The 16,341-nt window shown below is 71.4% G+C and carries 15 protein-coding genes and 5 pseudogenes; 4 read left to right on the top strand and 16 right to left on the bottom strand.

The features are described from left to right. Positions 1–92 precede the first annotated feature (92 nt). From DMP23_RS48175 to DMP23_RS42800, 3 genes and pseudogenes are all read left to right on the top strand, one after another. A pseudogene (locus DMP23_RS48175) lies at positions 93–629 on the top strand (LysR family transcriptional regulator); the annotation flags it as partial. Positions 630–703: 74 nt separating this feature from the next. After that, positions 704–1,120: pseudogene (locus tag DMP23_RS42805) on the top strand (IS110 family transposase); the annotation flags it as partial. Positions 1,121–1,425: 305 nt separating this feature from the next. Further along, positions 1,426–1,773, top strand: coding sequence for an IS110 family transposase (locus tag DMP23_RS42800; RefSeq protein ID WP_337824533.1), 348 nt, complete (start codon positions 1,426–1,428; stop codon positions 1,771–1,773). A 59-nt stretch (positions 1,774–1,832) separates the two neighbouring features. Here the strand turns inward: DMP23_RS42800 and DMP23_RS42795 are convergent, their stop codons facing one another. The 14 genes and pseudogenes from DMP23_RS42795 to DMP23_RS42740 all read right to left on the bottom strand — a co-directional run bounded on the left by DMP23_RS42795 (position 1,833) and on the right by DMP23_RS42740 (position 14,367). Beyond that, positions 1,833–2,171, bottom strand: coding sequence for an FCD domain-containing protein (locus DMP23_RS42795; protein WP_337824532.1), 339 nt, complete (start codon positions 2,169–2,171; stop codon positions 1,833–1,835). After that, the gene (locus tag DMP23_RS42790; protein WP_337824531.1) at positions 2,072–2,341 is read right to left on the bottom strand and encodes a penicillin acylase family protein; all 270 of its coding nucleotides are present in this window, start codon (positions 2,339–2,341) and stop codon (positions 2,072–2,074) included. Before DMP23_RS42790 ends, DMP23_RS42795 begins: the two co-directional genes overlap by 100 nt. Before the next feature lie 193 nt (positions 2,342–2,534). Continuing rightward, on the bottom strand, positions 2,535–4,418 hold the full coding sequence (locus tag DMP23_RS42785; protein WP_337824530.1) for an ArnT family glycosyltransferase: 1,884 nt from the start codon (positions 4,416–4,418) through the stop codon (positions 2,535–2,537). Between the two features lie 62 nt (positions 4,419–4,480). Continuing rightward, on the bottom strand, positions 4,481–5,455 hold the full coding sequence (locus tag DMP23_RS42780) for an ABC transporter substrate-binding protein (RefSeq protein WP_337822021.1): 975 nt from the start codon (positions 5,453–5,455) through the stop codon (positions 4,481–4,483). A gap of 64 nt (positions 5,456–5,519) precedes the next feature. Next, on the bottom strand, positions 5,520–9,077 hold the full coding sequence (locus DMP23_RS42775; RefSeq protein WP_337824529.1) for an amino acid adenylation domain-containing protein: 3,558 nt from the start codon (positions 9,075–9,077) through the stop codon (positions 5,520–5,522). A gap of 17 nt (positions 9,078–9,094) precedes the next feature. After that, complete coding sequence (locus DMP23_RS42770; protein ID WP_337824528.1) at positions 9,095–10,009, bottom strand: condensation domain-containing protein; 915 nt, start codon at positions 10,007–10,009, stop codon at positions 9,095–9,097. 37 nt (positions 10,010–10,046) lie between these two features. Further along, the gene (locus tag DMP23_RS42765) at positions 10,047–10,274 is read right to left on the bottom strand and encodes a hypothetical protein (protein ID WP_337824527.1); all 228 of its coding nucleotides are present in this window, start codon (positions 10,272–10,274) and stop codon (positions 10,047–10,049) included. Positions 10,275–11,002: 728 nt separating this feature from the next. Further along, positions 11,003–11,287, bottom strand: coding sequence for a phosphopantetheine-binding protein (locus tag DMP23_RS42760; protein ID WP_443111369.1), 285 nt, complete (start codon positions 11,285–11,287; stop codon positions 11,003–11,005). 92 nt (positions 11,288–11,379) lie between these two features. Continuing rightward, on the bottom strand, positions 11,380–11,535 hold the full coding sequence (locus tag DMP23_RS42755; RefSeq protein WP_337824526.1) for a hypothetical protein: 156 nt from the start codon (positions 11,533–11,535) through the stop codon (positions 11,380–11,382). A gap of 16 nt (positions 11,536–11,551) precedes the next feature. Beyond that, on the bottom strand, positions 11,552–11,692 hold the full coding sequence (locus tag DMP23_RS42750; RefSeq protein WP_337824525.1) for a hypothetical protein: 141 nt from the start codon (positions 11,690–11,692) through the stop codon (positions 11,552–11,554). A 199-nt stretch (positions 11,693–11,891) separates the two neighbouring features. Next, positions 11,892–12,026: pseudogene (locus DMP23_RS48170) on the bottom strand (hypothetical protein); the annotation flags it as partial. A 133-nt stretch (positions 12,027–12,159) separates the two neighbouring features. Next, positions 12,160–12,756 (bottom strand): AMP-binding protein, encoded by a 597-nt coding sequence (locus tag DMP23_RS48165; protein WP_443111370.1) that lies wholly within the window; start codon positions 12,754–12,756, stop codon positions 12,160–12,162. Positions 12,757–12,904: 148 nt separating this feature from the next. Beyond that, positions 12,905–14,158, bottom strand: a pseudogene (locus DMP23_RS48160) (condensation domain-containing protein); the annotation flags it as partial. A 23-nt stretch (positions 14,159–14,181) separates the two neighbouring features. Then, positions 14,182–14,367 (bottom strand): hypothetical protein, encoded by a 186-nt coding sequence (locus DMP23_RS42740; protein ID WP_337824523.1) that lies wholly within the window; start codon positions 14,365–14,367, stop codon positions 14,182–14,184. 25 nt (positions 14,368–14,392) lie between these two features. Here DMP23_RS42740 and DMP23_RS42735 point away from each other — a divergent pair, with 25 nt between their 5' ends. After that, positions 14,393–14,863, top strand: coding sequence for a hypothetical protein (locus tag DMP23_RS42735; protein WP_337824522.1), 471 nt, complete (start codon positions 14,393–14,395; stop codon positions 14,861–14,863). Here the strand turns inward: DMP23_RS42735 and DMP23_RS42730 are convergent. Both DMP23_RS42730 and DMP23_RS48155 read right to left on the bottom strand, forming a co-directional pair. Next, complete coding sequence (locus DMP23_RS42730) at positions 14,791–15,567, bottom strand: AMP-binding protein (RefSeq protein WP_337824521.1); 777 nt, start codon at positions 15,565–15,567, stop codon at positions 14,791–14,793. The genes DMP23_RS42735 and DMP23_RS42730 overlap by 73 nt on opposite strands. Positions 15,568–15,679: 112 nt before the next feature. Then, a pseudogene (locus DMP23_RS48155) lies at positions 15,680–15,856 on the bottom strand (AMP-binding protein); the annotation flags it as partial. Between the last annotated feature and the right edge of the window lie 485 nt (positions 15,857–16,341).

Below are 16,341 nucleotides of genomic sequence, written 5' to 3'. Positions count from 1 at the left end.
GGGCCCACGCCGTGTCACCGGTCACCGATCCTGGCATCGGACCAGGCCGGAACCGCTGACCGACACACTCACAGAGTGTCACGTTGCGACAGGTGGAGATCTTCGCCAGCGCTGCCGAGCACCTGCACTTCGGACGAGCTGCCGAGGCACTGCACATTTCCCAGCCCACGGTCAGCCAGGAGATCGCCCGACTGGAACGCGCTCTGGGTCTCGCGCTCTGCGACAGGACGGGCCGTTCGGTGTCTCTCACACCCGCGGGAGAGGCCATGGTCGAACAAGGCCAGCGCCTACTCACACACGCCGACAGGCTAGTCCGAGAGGTCCGCCTCTTCGAGGAATGCCGGTTGAGAACGATCAAAGTGGTGGCCTCACCGAGCGTCGTCAACCAACTGCTACCGACGATCATAAACCGCGCCGAGAAGGAACTGGCAGACGTCACCATCGAGGACATCTCTGTCGACACCGGCGCTGTACCGGCGCGTCTACGGGCCGAGCGCGGCGACATCGGGCTCGGTCGTTTCCTCGACCCGCTCGACGGATACAGCCATCAGATCATCGCGCACGAGCCGGTGTTCGCCGCCCTCAGCCGCGATCACCCGTGCGCCCACCTGCCCCGAATCAGGCTTGCCGACCTGCACGAATTGCCCCTGCTGCTGTGGCCACGGGAGCAGAATCCGCGATACTTCGTCTATCTCCAGGAGGCCTGGTCGGGTTCGACGACGACCTGGCCGGCGAAGCGACCCGGATCGGCAACCGCATCCGCGACCTGCTCACCGGTATCCACCCGGCCCTGGAACGCGCGATCGGCACCCGGATCAGCCACCCGGCGGTGCTGGAGATCCTCTCCCGCTGCGGCGGACCAGCCGGAATCCGAAAGGCGGGACGCCGCAAGCTCACCGCGATCGCGACTGCCCATGCCCCGAGGATGGGCGACAAACTCGTCGCCGCGATCATGACCGCGCTAGACGAGCAGACCGTCACCGCCCCGGGCACCGCCGCAGCAGACACCGTGCTGCCCCGACTGGCTGACAGCCTCAAAACCGTTCTCCAGCAACGCAAACAGCTCGCCACCGAGGTCGAGGGGATACTCGATGCGCACCCTCTCGCCGGGGTCCTGTCGCTCCAATGTCAGAGTCAGTGAGTCGCCTTCGTGGTGACTAACGGCGCGGCGGTGGGCTGGCTCGTTCCCGTGTTGTCGCCGAGTGGCGCGGCCGGGAGCGGGTCGTTCAGTGCCGTGGTCGATGATCGGCCGGTGGTGGGTTGACTCGCATCCATGCTGTCGCCGCGAGGTTGACGAGGTCCTGTCATGTCGCCCGCCGCCGTGTCCGGCCAACCGGTGTGGCTTGATTGGAGCGTGGGTCCTACCCCTGATTGAGGCATGTCCACCGGCCCGGCCTTCACATTCCCGCTGAGCACAGAAGTGGAGTGCTGCATGGTCATATCGGAGTCGGCCCGCACAAGAACGTCCTGGCCGCTGTGGCCGTCGACGGCAACGGACGCCAGATCGCGGTGCGCGAAACCGCCGCCCGGCCACGAGGCTTCAAGACCCTCCTGTCGTGGGCCGGCCGGTTCGAGCAGCGGGCATGGGCGGTGGAGGACGTGCGCCACGTCGCCGGCGGGCTCGTCCGGTTCCTGCTCGCTGCGGGCGAACAGGTGGTGTGGGTGCCGACCCAGATGAGCTCCGATTTCCGCAAGCGCCTGCGGGCATCGGGCAAGTCCGACCCGATCGACGCGCTCGCACCAGCGGCCCCGGTTGAGAGAGGAGGGACTTGAGTGTTTTCCGGCGCGAATTCGATGCAGCCGGCACAGTTCCTTCGATTCGGACGAGCGATTCAGACGAGGAAATCGCGGTAGCGACGTAGTCGCATGCGTGCAGTTTTCATGTTGTGGCGCTCCAGTTTTTCGGCACTCTCGGCATCGCCTTCGGCGAGGGCGGCGATGATCCGACGGTGCTCGGCCAAGCTTTCGGCCATCCGGCCGGGCGTCATGAGGATGCGGCGGCGCAGCAGGTGTGCCTGATCCTGGATGCCGGCCAGCGTTTCGGCGAGAAAATCCTGGTCCGCCAATCGGATCACCGTGTCGCGGTAGGAGTCGATGGCGGCGAGGAATGTTTCGAGGTCACCGGTTTCGGCGGCCTCGTCGAGCGGGCCGGGTGCGAACAGTTCCTGCACTGGCCGGACGCATTCATCGCCAGCGACGCGTCCCAGTCGCCGACGTCGACGACCAGCCGGAACGTCGCCCCGGCGCTCTGCACAAAATTGGGACCGTAGGCGGTGTTGCCGACCGTGTCGCCGCTGCCGCCGCGCGGAGCCGGTCCGGCGACCAGCTGGTCATCGGGCACGCCGGGCAGCAGCGCGGCGAGCGGATGCCGCGCCTGGGCAACGTGCCGTCACCGGCCAGACCATTGCAGAGCAACCCAACTCAGGCAGGCTTCCCTAATGTGATCCTGGTTAGCCGCCGCGCCCGGCCGAAGCCGCGGATTCGTTCGGGCGTTCGTTAGCTCCCCTGTCGGGCTCTCCGACGGGTTTCCGCGGCTAGCCGCACCGGTAAAGGTCGCCGACGCCTCGAGACGCACCGGATTCCGCAGGCGGCACCGAGCGGCACCGGGAGCGGACGAACTCGTAGTGGCTGCGTTCCGGTAGGAGCAGGACGAAGGCCGCGTCGCCGCGGTCGATCCACTCTCGGAGGCGGTCCGGGGACGGGGCCGGGTCGCGGCCGGTGAATCCGGCCATGCCGACCACTCCCCGGCGGGTCGCGAGGAGGAACGGGGCGGCCGCGTCGGCTGTTTCCACCGCGAGCGTCACCTTCGCGGAGCCGGCCCGGCGTTCCGCATAGGACAGCAAGGCCGCCGACGGTTCGTCGAGTTTTCCTGCCGCCGCGCGGAAGTCGCGGGCGCCCCATCCGCCGAGCAGCTGCCGGAAGTCGTCTCGGACGTCCGGGGGCAGGTAGTCCGTCTGCAGGGACACCGGACCCGCCGCGGGCAGCATCGGCAAGCCCGCCGAGTAGCCGATCGTGGTCGCGGCGGACCAGGTCAGCGGGGCCGCCAGCGTGGCGGCCAGTCCGGTCGCGAGCCCGGCCGTGCGCAGGCGCGGGGAGATCCGCCCCGACACGAGCAGGGCGACCGAAAGCAGGGCCGCCGCGGCGACGGCCCAGGCGACCCAGCCGTTCCAGTCCGGGTCGCGGCGAACCAGCACCCACGCCCACGCGCTCAGGGCCGCGACTGTCGCCGGCAGCAACGGCCACCAGCGCCCGCCGGCCCGGTAAAGCCGCCACAGGGCGGCGAAAGCGGCAGCCGACAGCGCGGCGACGGCGGGAGCGAGCTGTGCGGTGTAGTACAGCAGCCAGATTCCGCGCATGAAGCTGAACACCGCTGCGCAGACCAGCAGCCAGCCGCCCCAGAGCACCCAGCCGGCCAGCGTCTTCCGGGGCGGACGGCGTCCGGCGAGGGTCAGCGCCAGCACGGCGGCGACCGCCGCCAGCGCGAGCGGCAGCAGCCAGGAGGCTTGGCCGCCCAAGGACGTCCCGAAAAGCCGTCCGGCACCGGGATCGCTTTGGTAGAAGGATTTCCCGTGGTTCTCCGCGTAGCTGGCGGCCGCGGCGAAATCCTGGCCGAAGATCCGGCCGAAGCCGTTGTAGCCGAACACGAGGTCGCGTGCGGTGCCGTCGACGCTGCTGCCGATGAAGGGTTTCGGCGACGGCCAGAGGTCGACCAGCACGACCCACCAGAACGAAGCCACCGCCAGCACCGCTGCGAAAAGCGCCGTGGTCCGCGTCTTCGCGCGCGCCGGGGAAGAAGAGCCGATCAGGTAGGCCGCGCCGATCGCGGGCAACACCAGCCACGCCTGCACCATTTTCGTGGTGAACGCGCACCCGAGGAGCACCGCGGCGAAGACCATCCACCGCCGCTCCCCCGCCGGGCCGTCGAGCGCGCGGGTCAGCGCGTACGCGGCGGCGACGAGCAGCAGGAGCATCAGCGGGTCGGGCAGGTTGTCGCGGTCGAGCGCGACGACGACCGGAGTCGCGGCGAGAATCGCGGCGGCGAGCAGGGCGACCCGTTCCCCTTGCCAGCGGCGGACCGCAAGGTACAGCAGCCAGACTGCCGCGACGCCTTCCAGCACCTGGGGCAGGATCAGCGCCCAGCCGTGGAAACCCAGCAGCCGCACGGAAAGCACCTGCACCCACAGCGCCATCGGCGGCTTGTCGACGGTCACCACGCCGAGCGGGTCGAGCGAGCCGAACGCGAAAGCCGTCCAGTCGCGGGACATCGAGCTGACGGCGGCGCTGTAGTACGGGTACCCGAATCCGAGGTCCCAGCTCCCCCAGCCGTACGCGACGGCCGAGAGGACCAGGACCGCGGCGAGCCCGGCGCGCGGCCGCCAGGACCTGGCCGGGGCGGGCGCGACCGAGGTGCTGTCCAATGGTTCCCCCTCACGCGACGGGGCTCGGCGGTCCGCGGCGGACCGCCGAGCCCCGGATCCGGTCAGTACTCCTTGAGGATCTTTTCGATCTCGTCCTGGAACGCCATCGCGGCCTTGTAGTGCAGGGCGTAGAAGTTGCCGGTCGGGAACGACTTGCCCGCCTTGACCGCCCGCAGCCCCTGGTACGCGGGCAGGTCGATGATCTGCTGCGTGTCCGGCCCGGCCTTGCCCTGGTAGTCGGCCTGGTACAGGATCACGTCGGCTTCGTTGAGCTTGTCCAGGTTCTCGATGGAGAACTCCGGCGTGTTGTTGCTCTTGTCGGTGACGCCGGCCCGGGCGAACTGGACGCCGAGGTCTTTGAGGATGGTGCCGCCCCACGATTCGTCGAGGTTCAGGTACCACTTCCCGCCGCCGCCGTTGATCAGCGCGAACTTCAGCTTCGACAGCTTGTCCTTGTACGTCGACTTGATCTGCGCCGCGCGGTCCTCGTACTGCTTCTTCAGCGCCTCGGCCTCGGGCTTCTTGCCCACCGCGTCGGCGGCCTGGACGACCCACTGCGGCCAGGCGACGCCGGGTTCGCCGGGCGCCCCGCCGAGGATCACCGTCGGGGCGAGCTTCTGGTAGTCCTCGATCTTGTGCTTTTCCAGGGAGAGGAACTTGTTGCCGAGGATGAGATCCGGGGCCTGGGCGCCGACCTGCTCGATGTCGATCTCCATCGAACCGCCGACCTTCGGGGCCTTGGCGTACTCGGCGGCGTAGGGCGGGTACACCGCGAAGCTGTCGGTGTAGCCGGACGCGGTGGCCTTGGGGTGCACGCCGACGTCCAGCAGGCCGAAGTAGGTGTACTGGTCGAGCGCCACCACCGATTTCGGCGCGACCGGGATCTGCGCCTGCCCGCTCGGGGTGTCGAACGGCCGCGTGGCGCCCTCCGCGCCGGCGTTCTCGTCGGTCGAGCCACAGGCTGCGGCGCCGAACGCCAGCACTGCGGCCGAAATCCCGGCCACTGTCGTGCGCCACTTCTGGAACTGCGTCCTCACGACGCCTACCTCTCTGCCAAACCCGCTGGTCTTGGTCATGTCCGTCTAATTAGGGCAGGCTATCCTAATCATCTTTTCGCCCGGGAGAGGTCACCAACCGGTCAAGGTTGGCCGTCCAGGACCGCGTGATCCTGGCCACCAGCCCGGCCGGGACCGCCTCCGGCAGGTACGACCAGTGCGCGGTCAGCACCCCTTGCCCGACCGAGGCGTTGATCGACAACGCGTGCGTGGCGCGGGCTTCCGGGTCGACGTCGCCGCCGATGACGTTCTTGCCGGGCGCGACGAGCCAGTCCTCGTCCCGCGCCCGGCCGGGGTCGTTCTGTCCGATGTAGTTGAACAGCACCTCGGCCGAGGGGAGGTGCTCCCCCGCGCCGTAGCGCAACACCCCGTATCCGATTCCGTTGTCGGGCACGGCTTTCTGCTCGTCGGACAACCGGCGGGCAGCGGCGGCCAAGTCCTTGTCCAGCGCGACGCGCACCGGGTACAGCGACGTGAACCACCCCACTGTGCGGGACAGATCGGCGTCGCCGAGCAGGTTTTCCGCGCGTCCGTGGCTTTCGAGGTCGACTAGCAGCGCGTCGCCGCCCCGGTGTTCCGCGACCGCCGAAGCCAGCGCTGCCAGCAGGAGGTCCTGCACCCCGCAGCCGAGCGCCGCGGGCACCGGCCCGAGCAGCGCCTTCGTCGTCTCGGCGGACACGTGCACGACGTCGTCGCGGCCTCGCGAGATCGTGTCGCCGGGGCCGAGCGGCCGGGCGGCCACCGGCACCGTGCCCGAGATCCCTTGCCAGTACGGCAGTTCCGCGCTCCGGTCCAGTTCGGACAGCCGCAGCGCCCACTCGCGGAACGGAACCTCCACCGGCGGCAGGTCGAGCCCGCGGCCGAGGGCGGCGAGGTCTTCCGACAGCGCGCGCCACGACACCGCGTCGACCACCAGGTGGTGGATCATCAGCAGCAGGCGGCCCGGCCGGTCGCCCGCGTCGAACCACACCGCGCGGAGGACGTCGCCGGTGAACGGGTTCAGCTCGCGGACGGTGCGTTCGAACTCCGGGAACTCCGTGGTGAACAGGTCGTCGTCCGGGCGGTCGCCGAGGTCGACGCGGCGCAGCACCGGCTTGTTCGCTTCGCCGACGTGCACGGTCCAGTCTTCGCCGAGCCGTGCCCGCAGGATCGGGTGCCGGTCCTGCAGGGCGGTCAGCACCTCGCTGAGCCGGTCGAGGCCGGCTCCGGTCGGGACGCGCAGCACCGAATACTGGCTGAGCCTGCCGATCGGGCCGCCGCGCTCGCGCTGGGCGAGCATGATCGGCGTCGCCGGGAAGCTGCCCGTCGCCGGGACCGCGGTCCGCTGCGCGCCGCCGAGTCCGGTCGCGGCTTCGGCGAGCGCGGCCACGCTGCGGCGCTCGAAGACGGTGCGCGGGGTGATCCGCAGCCCGGCCGCGCGAGCCCTGCCGACGACCTGCATGGACAGGATGCTGTCGCCGCCCAGTGCGAAGAAGTCGTCCTCGACGCCTACTGACGGCAAGCCGAGCACCTCGGCGACGATCTCCGCCAGCACGTGCTCGCGCGGGGTGCGCGGAGCGGTTCCGCCGCTGAGTGCGGAAAGGTCGGGCGCGGCCCAGTCCGCGGTCGCCAGCGCGGCGCGGTCGACCTTGCCGTTCGGGGTGACCGGGAGCGCTTCGAGCAGCACCACCGCCGAGGGCACCAGGAAGTCCGGCAACGAAGCGGCGAGCGCGGTACGGAGCGCCGGTCCGTCCACTGTGGACTCGTCGGCGACGGCGTAGCCGATCAAGCGGTCGTCGCGGACGACGACGACCGCGTCCGAGACCGCCGGATGCGCGGACAGCCGGGCCTCGATCTCGCCCGGTTCGACGCGGTGGCCGCGGACCTTGACCTGGTCGTCGGCGCGGCCGCGGAATTCGAGGCGGCCGTCCTCGGTCCAGCGGGCGAGGTCGCCAGTGCGGTACATCCGGCCGCTGTCGAACGGGTCGGCGACGAACCGGGTCGCGGTAAGACCGGGCGCGCCGAGGTATCCGCGGGCCAGCTGGGCACCGCTGAGGTAGAGCTCGCCGACAACGCCGGGCGCGACCGGACGAAGCGCGTCGTCCAGCACGCGAAGTCGGGTGTTGGCGACCGCGCGGCCGATCACCGGGCCTTCGGTGTCCCGCAACCGCGCGATGACAGTGTCCACTGTGCACTCAGTGGGACCGTAGAAGTTGTACGCCTCGGTTCCCGGCAGACTGCGCAGTTCGTTCCACAGTCCCGGCGGCACCGCTTCCCCGCCGACCCCGACCACAGCAAGCGGGCACTGTCCGTCGCGCACGAGCCCCGCTGCCGCCAGCTGGACGAAATGCGACGGGGTGACCTCGACGAAATCGATCCGCCGCTCGATCAGGAACCGGGCCAGCGCCTCGGCGTCGACCCGGACGTCCTCGGTGACGACGTGCAGTTCGTGGCCGCGCAGCAGGCCGAGCGAGGGCTGCCAGGAGGCGTCGAAGGAGAACGACCAGTTGTGCCCGATCCGCAGCCGCTCCCGCCCGGTTCGTTCCCGGGCGGGCCCGAAAACGTCGCGGTCGTGGCTGTGCGCCAGGTTGACGATGCCGCGGTGCGGGACGAGCACCCCCTTCGGCTTCCCGGTCGACCCGGAGGTGTAGATCAGGTGGACGGGGTGCTGCGGCCGCAGCGGCACGCGACGGTCGGCGTCGGTGACCGGGTCCGCGGCGAAAGCCGTGTCGTCGGGCCAGTCGTCGGCGAGCACGAGCAGCGGTTTCGCGTCGGCGAGGAGGTCCGCCGTCCGGTCTTCCGGCTGGGCGGGGTCGATCGGCAGGTACGCGGCCCCGGACTTGAGGACCGCCAGCAGCGCGACGAAGAACCGTTCCGTCCGGCGCAGGCGGATCGCGACGATTTCCTCCGGCCCGGCTCCCCGGGCGATGAGCGCACGGGCGAGGCGGTTGGCTCGCGCGTCCAGCTCACGGTAGGTCAGCGTCCGGTCTTCGCAGGCGAGCGCGACCGCGTCCGGGCCGCGGCGGACCTGGTCGTCGAACAGATCGACCACAGTGGACTCCGGTACCGGGAGAGCGGTCTCGTTCCGCTGGCGCAGCACCAGGTCCCGCTGCCGCCGCGAAAGCACTTCGAGCCGGCCGACCGGGGTGTCCTGCTGTTCGGGTACTCCGGCCAGCAAGTCCGCAAGGGACTGTCCCAGTTCGGCGATCCGTTCGGCGGTGAAAACGTCGGTGCGGTATTCGAGGATCAGTTCGAGCCGCGGGCCGGGCGCGGCGACGATCGTGAGCGGATAGTGCGTGGCGTCCTCGCCTTGGACGCCGGTGACCTGGACGCCTGCCTGCCGCTCGCTCTCGGCGAGCGCTTCGGCGTCCACCGGGTAGCTCTGGAAGACCAGCAGCGTGTCGAACAGTTCGCCGGACCCGGCTTGGCGCTGGATTTCGGCGAGGCTGAGGTACTGGTGGTCCAGCAGCGCGGCCTGCTCCCCCTGCACGCGCGCGAGCAGCGCGCCGAGCGTTTCGGCCGCCGCGGTGCGGACGCGGACCGGCAGGGTGTTGATGAACAGCCCGATCATCCGGTCGGCGCCGGGCAGGTCGGCGGGACGGCCGGAGACGGTCGCGCCGAACACGACGTCCCGGCGGCCGGTCAGCCCCGCCCAGCAGCAGCGACCACACCGCCTGCACGACAGTGTTGAGCGTGACGCCGTTCTTCCGCGCCCACGCGGCGAGCCGGGTCGTGTGGTCCTCGGTCAGGCCGACCGAGAGTTTGTCGGGCAGGGCTCTGGCCGCGGCCGACAAGCTCACCGCCGGGCGGGGCGAGCAGGCTCGTTCCGTCGAGTCCGGACAGCGCGTTCCGCCACGCCGCGCGGGCGGTTTCGCGGTCCTGGCGGCCGAGCCAGTCCAGGTAGTCGCGGTACGGCCGGGCTTTCGGCGGCTCGCCGGTGCGGTACAGCTCCAGCAGTTCCTGGCCGAGCAGCGGCGCGGACCAGCCGTCGAGGACGATGTGGTGGCTGGTGATCAGGAGCCGGTGGCCTCCGTCGCCGGTGTCGAAGAGCGTGAACCGGATGAGCGGCGGCTCGGCCAAGGCGAAGGGCCGCAACCGTTCCTCTGCGGCGACGGCCTCCGCGTCGGCCCCGGCGAGTTCCCGCCAGTCGAGGCCGGCCGAGCGCGGAACGACCTGCACGGCCCGGCCGGAGGCGAGGTAGCGGAAGCCCGCGCCGAGGTTCGGATGCCGTTCCAGCAGGCGCGCGGCGGCGGTGCGCAGCCTCCCCGGATCCGCGTCGCGCAGGTCCAGCATCTGCTGGGGACGTAGACGTCGAGGCTGTCCTCGTCGAACGACGCGAGGAAGAGCATTCCTTCCTGCAGCGGCGAGAGCGGCCAGACGTCGGCCGGCGTCGCCGATCTCGTCGACTTCGTCGAGAGTCAAGTCCAGCAACGGGAAATCCGCTGCGGAGACTCCGCCGATGCCGTCCGGGGTCAGCCGCTGGCCAGTTCCGCGGGCGGCGGCCATCCACTCGGCGCCGACGGCCTCGGCGTCCACTGTGCCGGGCAGGACGGCCAAACTCGCCTCCAGCCCGGCGGGACGTCACCGAGCCAGTTCACTTCCAGGGCGTGCGACGCCGGGGGTTCCGGGATCGAGGTCGCCCGCCCAGTCCGCCTTCCGGGCGCCAGTCGGCTTCCTCACCGGGCGCCTCGACGTCGAAGCGGCCGAGGTAGTTGAACAGCACCTCGGGATGCCCTTTCATGTCTCCGGTGAGGTACCGCAGCAACGCGTACCCGGCGGGAACCCGCAGCCGGGCGTCCTTGGCCTGCTTGAGCTGGCGCACGGGATCGGGGTCCGGCGGTTTATCCGCAGCGGCGCCGACGAGGTGAGCCAGCCGACCGTGCGCGACAGGTCGAGGTCTTCGTCGCGGCCGTGCCCTTCGGTTTCGATCAGCACCGAATCGTGCCCCGCACGCGCGTCACGGCAGTGGCGAGGGTGCTGAGCAAGGCGTCTTGGATCCCGGCCCGGAACGACTTCGGGACCCGGAAAGAAGCGTGTCGGTGATGTCGCGCGGGAAGCGTCACACGGACCTCGCGGACGTCGCCGACGGTTCCGGTCACCGGAGTGGTGCTTCCCAGCACTTCGCGCCAGTACGGCAGATCCCGCCCGCAGCTTTTCGATGCGCGGGGCCAGACTCGCCGCCAAGCACGCAACGAAACGGGCACCGCGGGCAGTTCGCGACCGGCCGCGGGCGGCGGCGAGGTCGTCGAACAGGATCCGCCAGGACACGCCGTCGATCACCGCGTGGTGGATCACCAGCAGCAACCGGCCCGGCGCGCCTTCGGGGCCGAACCACACTGCCCGGACCATGACCCCGGCGGCGGGATCCAAAGCGGGCTTCGGCAGCCGTTGCTTCGCGGTGCAGCAGTTCCTGGTCCGGCCACGCCTGGCACGCGCCGTACGGTGAATCGCCGCGCCTGGCGGCGGATGCGCAGCGTGCGCCGAGGGTGGCCCGCAGCGCGCCGTGCCGGTCCAGCACCGTTCGCAGCACGCGGTTCAGCTCCGGCTCGGTCAGCCCGCGCGGGTCCGCACGACGGCGGACTGGCTGAACCGCCGGGGCACGCCGCCGCGTTCGAGCAGGGCGGCGATCATCGGGATCTGCGCGACGACGCCGACGGCGGGCACTTCAGCCGGACCGGCGGCGGTCACCGGCTCGGCCAGTTCGGCGAGCGCCGCCACCGTCCTCGCCTCGAACACCTGCCGCGGGGTGATCCGCAGCCCGGCCTGCCGCGCCCGGCTCACCACCTGCAGCGACAGGATGCTGTCGCCGCCGAAGCCGAAGAAGTCGTCCGTCACGGAAATCGACGGCAGGCCCAGCACCGCGGCGAACGCGTCGGCCAGCGCCTTTTCCCCGGGCGTGCTCGGGGCGGCATCGCCGGTCAGCCCGCTCAGGTCCGGCCGCGAACCCGCCGGCGGAGGCCAGTGCGCCGCGGTCCACCTTCGCGTTCACCGTTCAGCGGCAGCCGGTCGAGCACTACGATCGCGGACGGCACCGAGTAGTCCGGCATCCGGGCCGCCAGCGCGGCACGCAGGTCCCCGGGCACCGGCTCGGCTCCGGGCTCAGCCGGTCACGTAGGCGATCATGCGGCGGACGCCGGGCTGGTCCTCCCGGACGACGGCGACCGCCTCGGCGACTCCGGGCCGGTCGCACAGCGCCGTCTCGACTTCGCCGAGTTCGACGCGGAAACCCCGGATCTTCACCTGGTGGTCCGACTCGGCCGAGGAAGTCGAGAGCGCCGTCGGCGGTCCAGCGGACGAGGTCGCCGGTGCGGTACATCCGTTCGCCGGGAGCGCCGAACGGGCAGGCCACGAACCGCGTGGAGGTCAGGCCGGGCAGGCCGAAGTAGCCGCGCGCCAGCCCTCCGGCGACGTACAGTTCGCCGGCCGTGCCCGGCGGCACCGGCCGCAGATCGGCGTCGAGGACGTAAGCCTGTTTGTTCGGGTCGGGCGGGCCGATCACCACGCGCTGTCCGGCCTCGCACCGCCAGAGCGTGGAGTTGACCGTGCATTCGGTGGGGCCGTAGGCGTTGAACATCCGGCGGCCGCGGCTCCAGCGGGCGAACCAGTTCCGGGGTGAGCGCGTCGGTGCCCGCGATCAGCGTGACGCCTTCGGGCAGGTCGGACCCGGCGAGGGTGGCCAGTGCCGAGGGCGGCACGAAACATGTGGGTCAGCCCTTGTGCGGCAACGAACTCCGCGAGAGGTTCGCCCAGGCGGCTTTCCTCCGGGACGACCACGGCGGTCGCGCCGGCGAGCAGTTGCGGGACAGCTCGGCGAGCGAGACGTCGAAGCTGGGCGAGGCGAACAGCAGCACGCGGCTCCCGGGGCCGCTCCGGACCGAATCGGCGAACATCGCCACCAGGTCCGGCACCCCGCGGTGCGGCACCAGCACTCCCTTGGGTCGCCCGGTCGATCCCGAGGTGTAGATCAGGTACGCCGCGCTGTCCGGATGCGGCAGCGGAAGCTGCGCGGGCGGTTCGGGCAAGGCGCCGTCCAGCACGACGAGCGGGACGCCGTGCTCCGCCATCTTGTCCGCTGTGGACGGATCGGCGACGAGCAGCGCCGGGTGCGCGTCGGAGAGCATGTACGCGATCCGGTCGGCCGGATACTCCGGGTCCAGCGGCAGGTACGCCGCCCGGGCCAGCTGGACGCCCAGCATCGCGGTCAGGAACCCGAGCCCGCGGTTGATCGCCACGCCGACGACCTGCTCCGGCCCGGCGCCGCGTTCGATCAGGACCCCGGCGAGCCGGGCGGCCCGCTCGTGCAGTTCGCCGTAGCTGACCGCGACCCCGCCGTCCTCGACGGCGATCGCCTCCGGTCTCGCTTGCCTGCTGGACGAACAGGTCCACCAGCGACTCGCCCGCCCGCGGCAACGTCGCGGAGTTGAACTTGCGCAGCACCAGTTCCCGCTCGTCGGCGGTGGTCAGCTCGACCGATCCGATCCGCCGCTCGGGCGGCGCCGTGAGCAGCTCCCGCAGCAGAGCGGCCGCTCGCCGGACCAGTGTCGCGTCGACGAGATCTTCCCGGTACACCAGCGCGACGGCGAATTCGTCGCCAGGCAGCGCGACCGCGGTCAAGGGATAGTGCGTGACGCTTCGGGTTTCCTCGGCTCGCACCGCGAGCCCGGAAGCTTCGTCGGCAGCGCGGAGCGCCTCGGCGTCCGCAGGAGCGCTCTGGAACACGGTGAGCGTGTCGTCGAACAGTTCGCTGTGCCCGGCTTCGCGCTGGATTTCGGCGAGCCCGAGGTACTGGTGGTCCAGCAGCGCGGCCTGCTCCGCTTGCACCCGGGCGACGAGACCGGCGAGCGTCTCCGCCGGGTCGAGCCGGACCCGGACCGGGAGCGTGTTGATGAACAGGCCGATCATCCGGTCGACGCCGGGCAGTTCGGCGGGCCTGCCGGACACGGTGGCGCCGAACACGACGTCCCGGCGGCCGGTGACCTTGCCGAGCACGACCGCCCACGCCGCTTGCAGGACGGTGTTGAGCGTGACGCGCTGTTCGCGGGCCCACGCCGCGAGCCGTTCAGTGTCCGTTGAGGACAGCCGGACTTCGTGCTCGCGCGGGAACTCCGCGGCGGGAGTGGCTCCGGGGGCGAGCAGCGTCGGATCGGCGAGCCCGGCCAGCGATTCGCGCCAAGCCGTGCGGGCCGCCTCGCGGTCTTGCCTGCCGAGCCAGGCCAGATAGTCCCGGTATTTCGGCGCGGGCGGCAGGTCTTCGCGGCCGTAGGCGGTGAACAGTTCCTCCCCCAGCAGCGGACCGGACCAGCCGTCGAGCAGCAGGTGGTGCGCGGTGATCACGAGCTTGTGGTGCTCGGGAGCCAGCCGCAGCAGCCGGAACCGGATCAGCGGCGGCTTCGCGAGGTCGAACCGGCTCGCCCGGTCGGCGTCCAGCAGCGCGGGCACGCCGGCCTCGGCGACGTCGTCTGCCTGCCACGGCACCGGCACAGCTTCGGGGATGAGCTGAACGGTCTCGCCGCTCTTGCGGGCCCGGAAGGCCGCGCGCAGGTTCGGATGCCGTTCCAGCACCACGGCCGCCGCCGCGCGCATCCGTTCGAGGTCGAGCGCCCCGCGCAGGTCGAACACCTGCTGGATGGTGTAGACGTCGGTGGCCGCGCTGTCCCAAGTGGACAGGAAGAGCAAGCCCTCCTGCAACGGGGACAGCGGCAGCACGTCCTGGACACCGCGGGCGGCACTCACGAAACGCTCCAATCACCCGAGAACTCGGCGAACTCGTCCTCGTCCAGTTCGATCAACGGTTCCGCCTCGGACGGCAGCGACTCCGCCGCGAGGTCGACGGATTCGGCGGCCTCCGCCAGCGCGGCCGCGGTGCGCAGCTCGAACACCTGCCGCGGGTTGATCTTCAACCCGTCCGGCCGCACCCGGCCGACCAGGTGCAGCGAGCGGATGCTGTCCCCCGCCGAGCGCGAAGAAATCGTCGAACACCCCTACCCGGTCCAGCCCCAGTACTTCCGCCACGGCCGCGGCGAGCACGCGCTCGGTCTCGGTCCGCGGTCCGGCGGAACCGGTTTCGGCCTGACGGTCGGGTTCCGGCAGCGCGGCACGGTCCAGTTTCCCGTTGGGGGTCAACGGGAACGCGTCAAGCCACACGAACGCCGAGGGCACCAGCTGTTCCGGCAGGCTCTCGCGCGATTCGGCGCGAAGCTCGGCTCCGGGGCGCGGTGCACCGGTGAGGTAGCCGACCAGCCCGGTGTCTCGCACCGCGACCTCGGCCCCGGTGATCCCGGGCAGTGCCGAGAGCGCCGCCGCCACCTCGCTGGGTTCGATCCGCACGCCGCGGATCTTCACCTGGTCGTCGCCGCGGCCGAGGTATTCGAGAACGCCCGCCGGCGCCGGGCGAGATCTCCGGTGCGGTAGAGCCGGGTGCCGTCCGGCCCGGCGACGAACCGGGTCGCGGTGAGGCCGGGCCGCCGCAGGTAACCGTGAGCCAACTGGACGCCGGAGAGGTACAGCTCGCCGGCGCAGCCGCGCGGCACCGGCCGCAGCGCCGCGTCGAGAACGTGGTGCCGGTGTTCCACACCGGATGCCCGAGCGGGACCGGCCCGCTGCCGTCCCCCCGCCGTGTCCCAGGCGGTGACGTCCACCGCGGCCTCGGTCGGCCCGTACAGGTTGTGCACCCTCGCCTCGGGCAGCACTTCCCGGGCGGCGAGCACCAGGTCGCCCGGCAGCGCTTCGCCGGAACAGAAGATCCGGCGCAGCGGCAGGTCCGCCGCCGACGGTTCGGCCAGGAACGGCCGCAGCATCGACGGGACGAAGTGGACGGTGTCGACGCGTTCCTCCCGGATCACCGCGGCCAGCCGCGCCGGGTCCTGATGCGCGTCCGGCGGCGCGATGACCAGCGTGCCCCCGGTGAGCAGCGGCAGGAACAGTTCCCACACCGAGACGTCGAAGGAGATCGGCGTCTTCTGCAGGGTCCGGGTCTCCGCGCCGAAGCCGTACTCGTCGGCCATCCACCGCAGCCGGTTGACGACGGCTCGGTGGTCCACCACCACGCCCTTGGGGCGGCCGGTAGAACCGGACGTGTAGATCACGTACGCGGGCGCGGTATCGGGGACCTTCACCAGCGGCCGCCGCTCGGCGCCCAGTTCGGGCAGAGCCGTGATCAGCGACGCCGGGGACCGAGTCCGCAGCGAGGAACTCGCGGCGCGCGGGCGGGTAGCCGGGGTCGATCGGCACGTACGCGGCACCGCACCGGTGGACCGCGTGCAGCACCGCGACCAGCTCGATCGACCGGGGCAGGCTCACCCCGACGAGGTCGCCGGGACCGGCGTCGAGGCTCGCCGCGATCCGGGCGACCAGCTCGTCGAACTCCGCGTAGGTCAGCGACCGCCCGGCCGCGGCGACGGCCACCGCGTCCGGGGCGGCGGCGGCCCGCGCGGCGAACAGCTCCGGCAGGGTCGCCGGTTCCAGGGCGACCTCCGCGCCTCGCGGTTCCGCTTCGGCGGCAAGGGGAATCCGGCCGACGAGCACCGCCGGATCGGCCGTGATCGCGTCGAGGACGCCGGTGAGCCGCGCCAGGACGGCGTCGGCGTCGACCGCGCCGGGCCGGTGGTCCAGGCCGAGAACGAGCGCCTCCCCCGGTTCGACGACCAGGGCCAGCGGGTAGTGGTGGCGTCCGTTCCCGCGACGGCCTCGACGCTCAGCCCGGCCGATTTCTCGGCTCCGGCGAGCCGCTCGTCGTCCACCGGGTAGCTCTCGAACACGACCAGGGTATCGAACAGTTCGCCGGTGCCGGCCCAGCGCTGGACAGCCGCGAGGCCGGCGTGCTGGTGGTCCAGCAGCCGGATCTGTTCCTCGTCCACCCGCCGCACCAGCGCGGCGAACGGCTCCGCGGC

This window comes from Amycolatopsis sp. A1MSW2902 (genome assembly GCF_017312175.1).
Lineage (GTDB): Bacteria > Actinomycetota > Actinomycetes > Mycobacteriales > Pseudonocardiaceae > Amycolatopsis > Amycolatopsis nivea.
The sequence above is the reverse complement of the archived record's forward strand: the minus strand, read 5'-3'. Positions and strand labels throughout refer to the sequence as shown.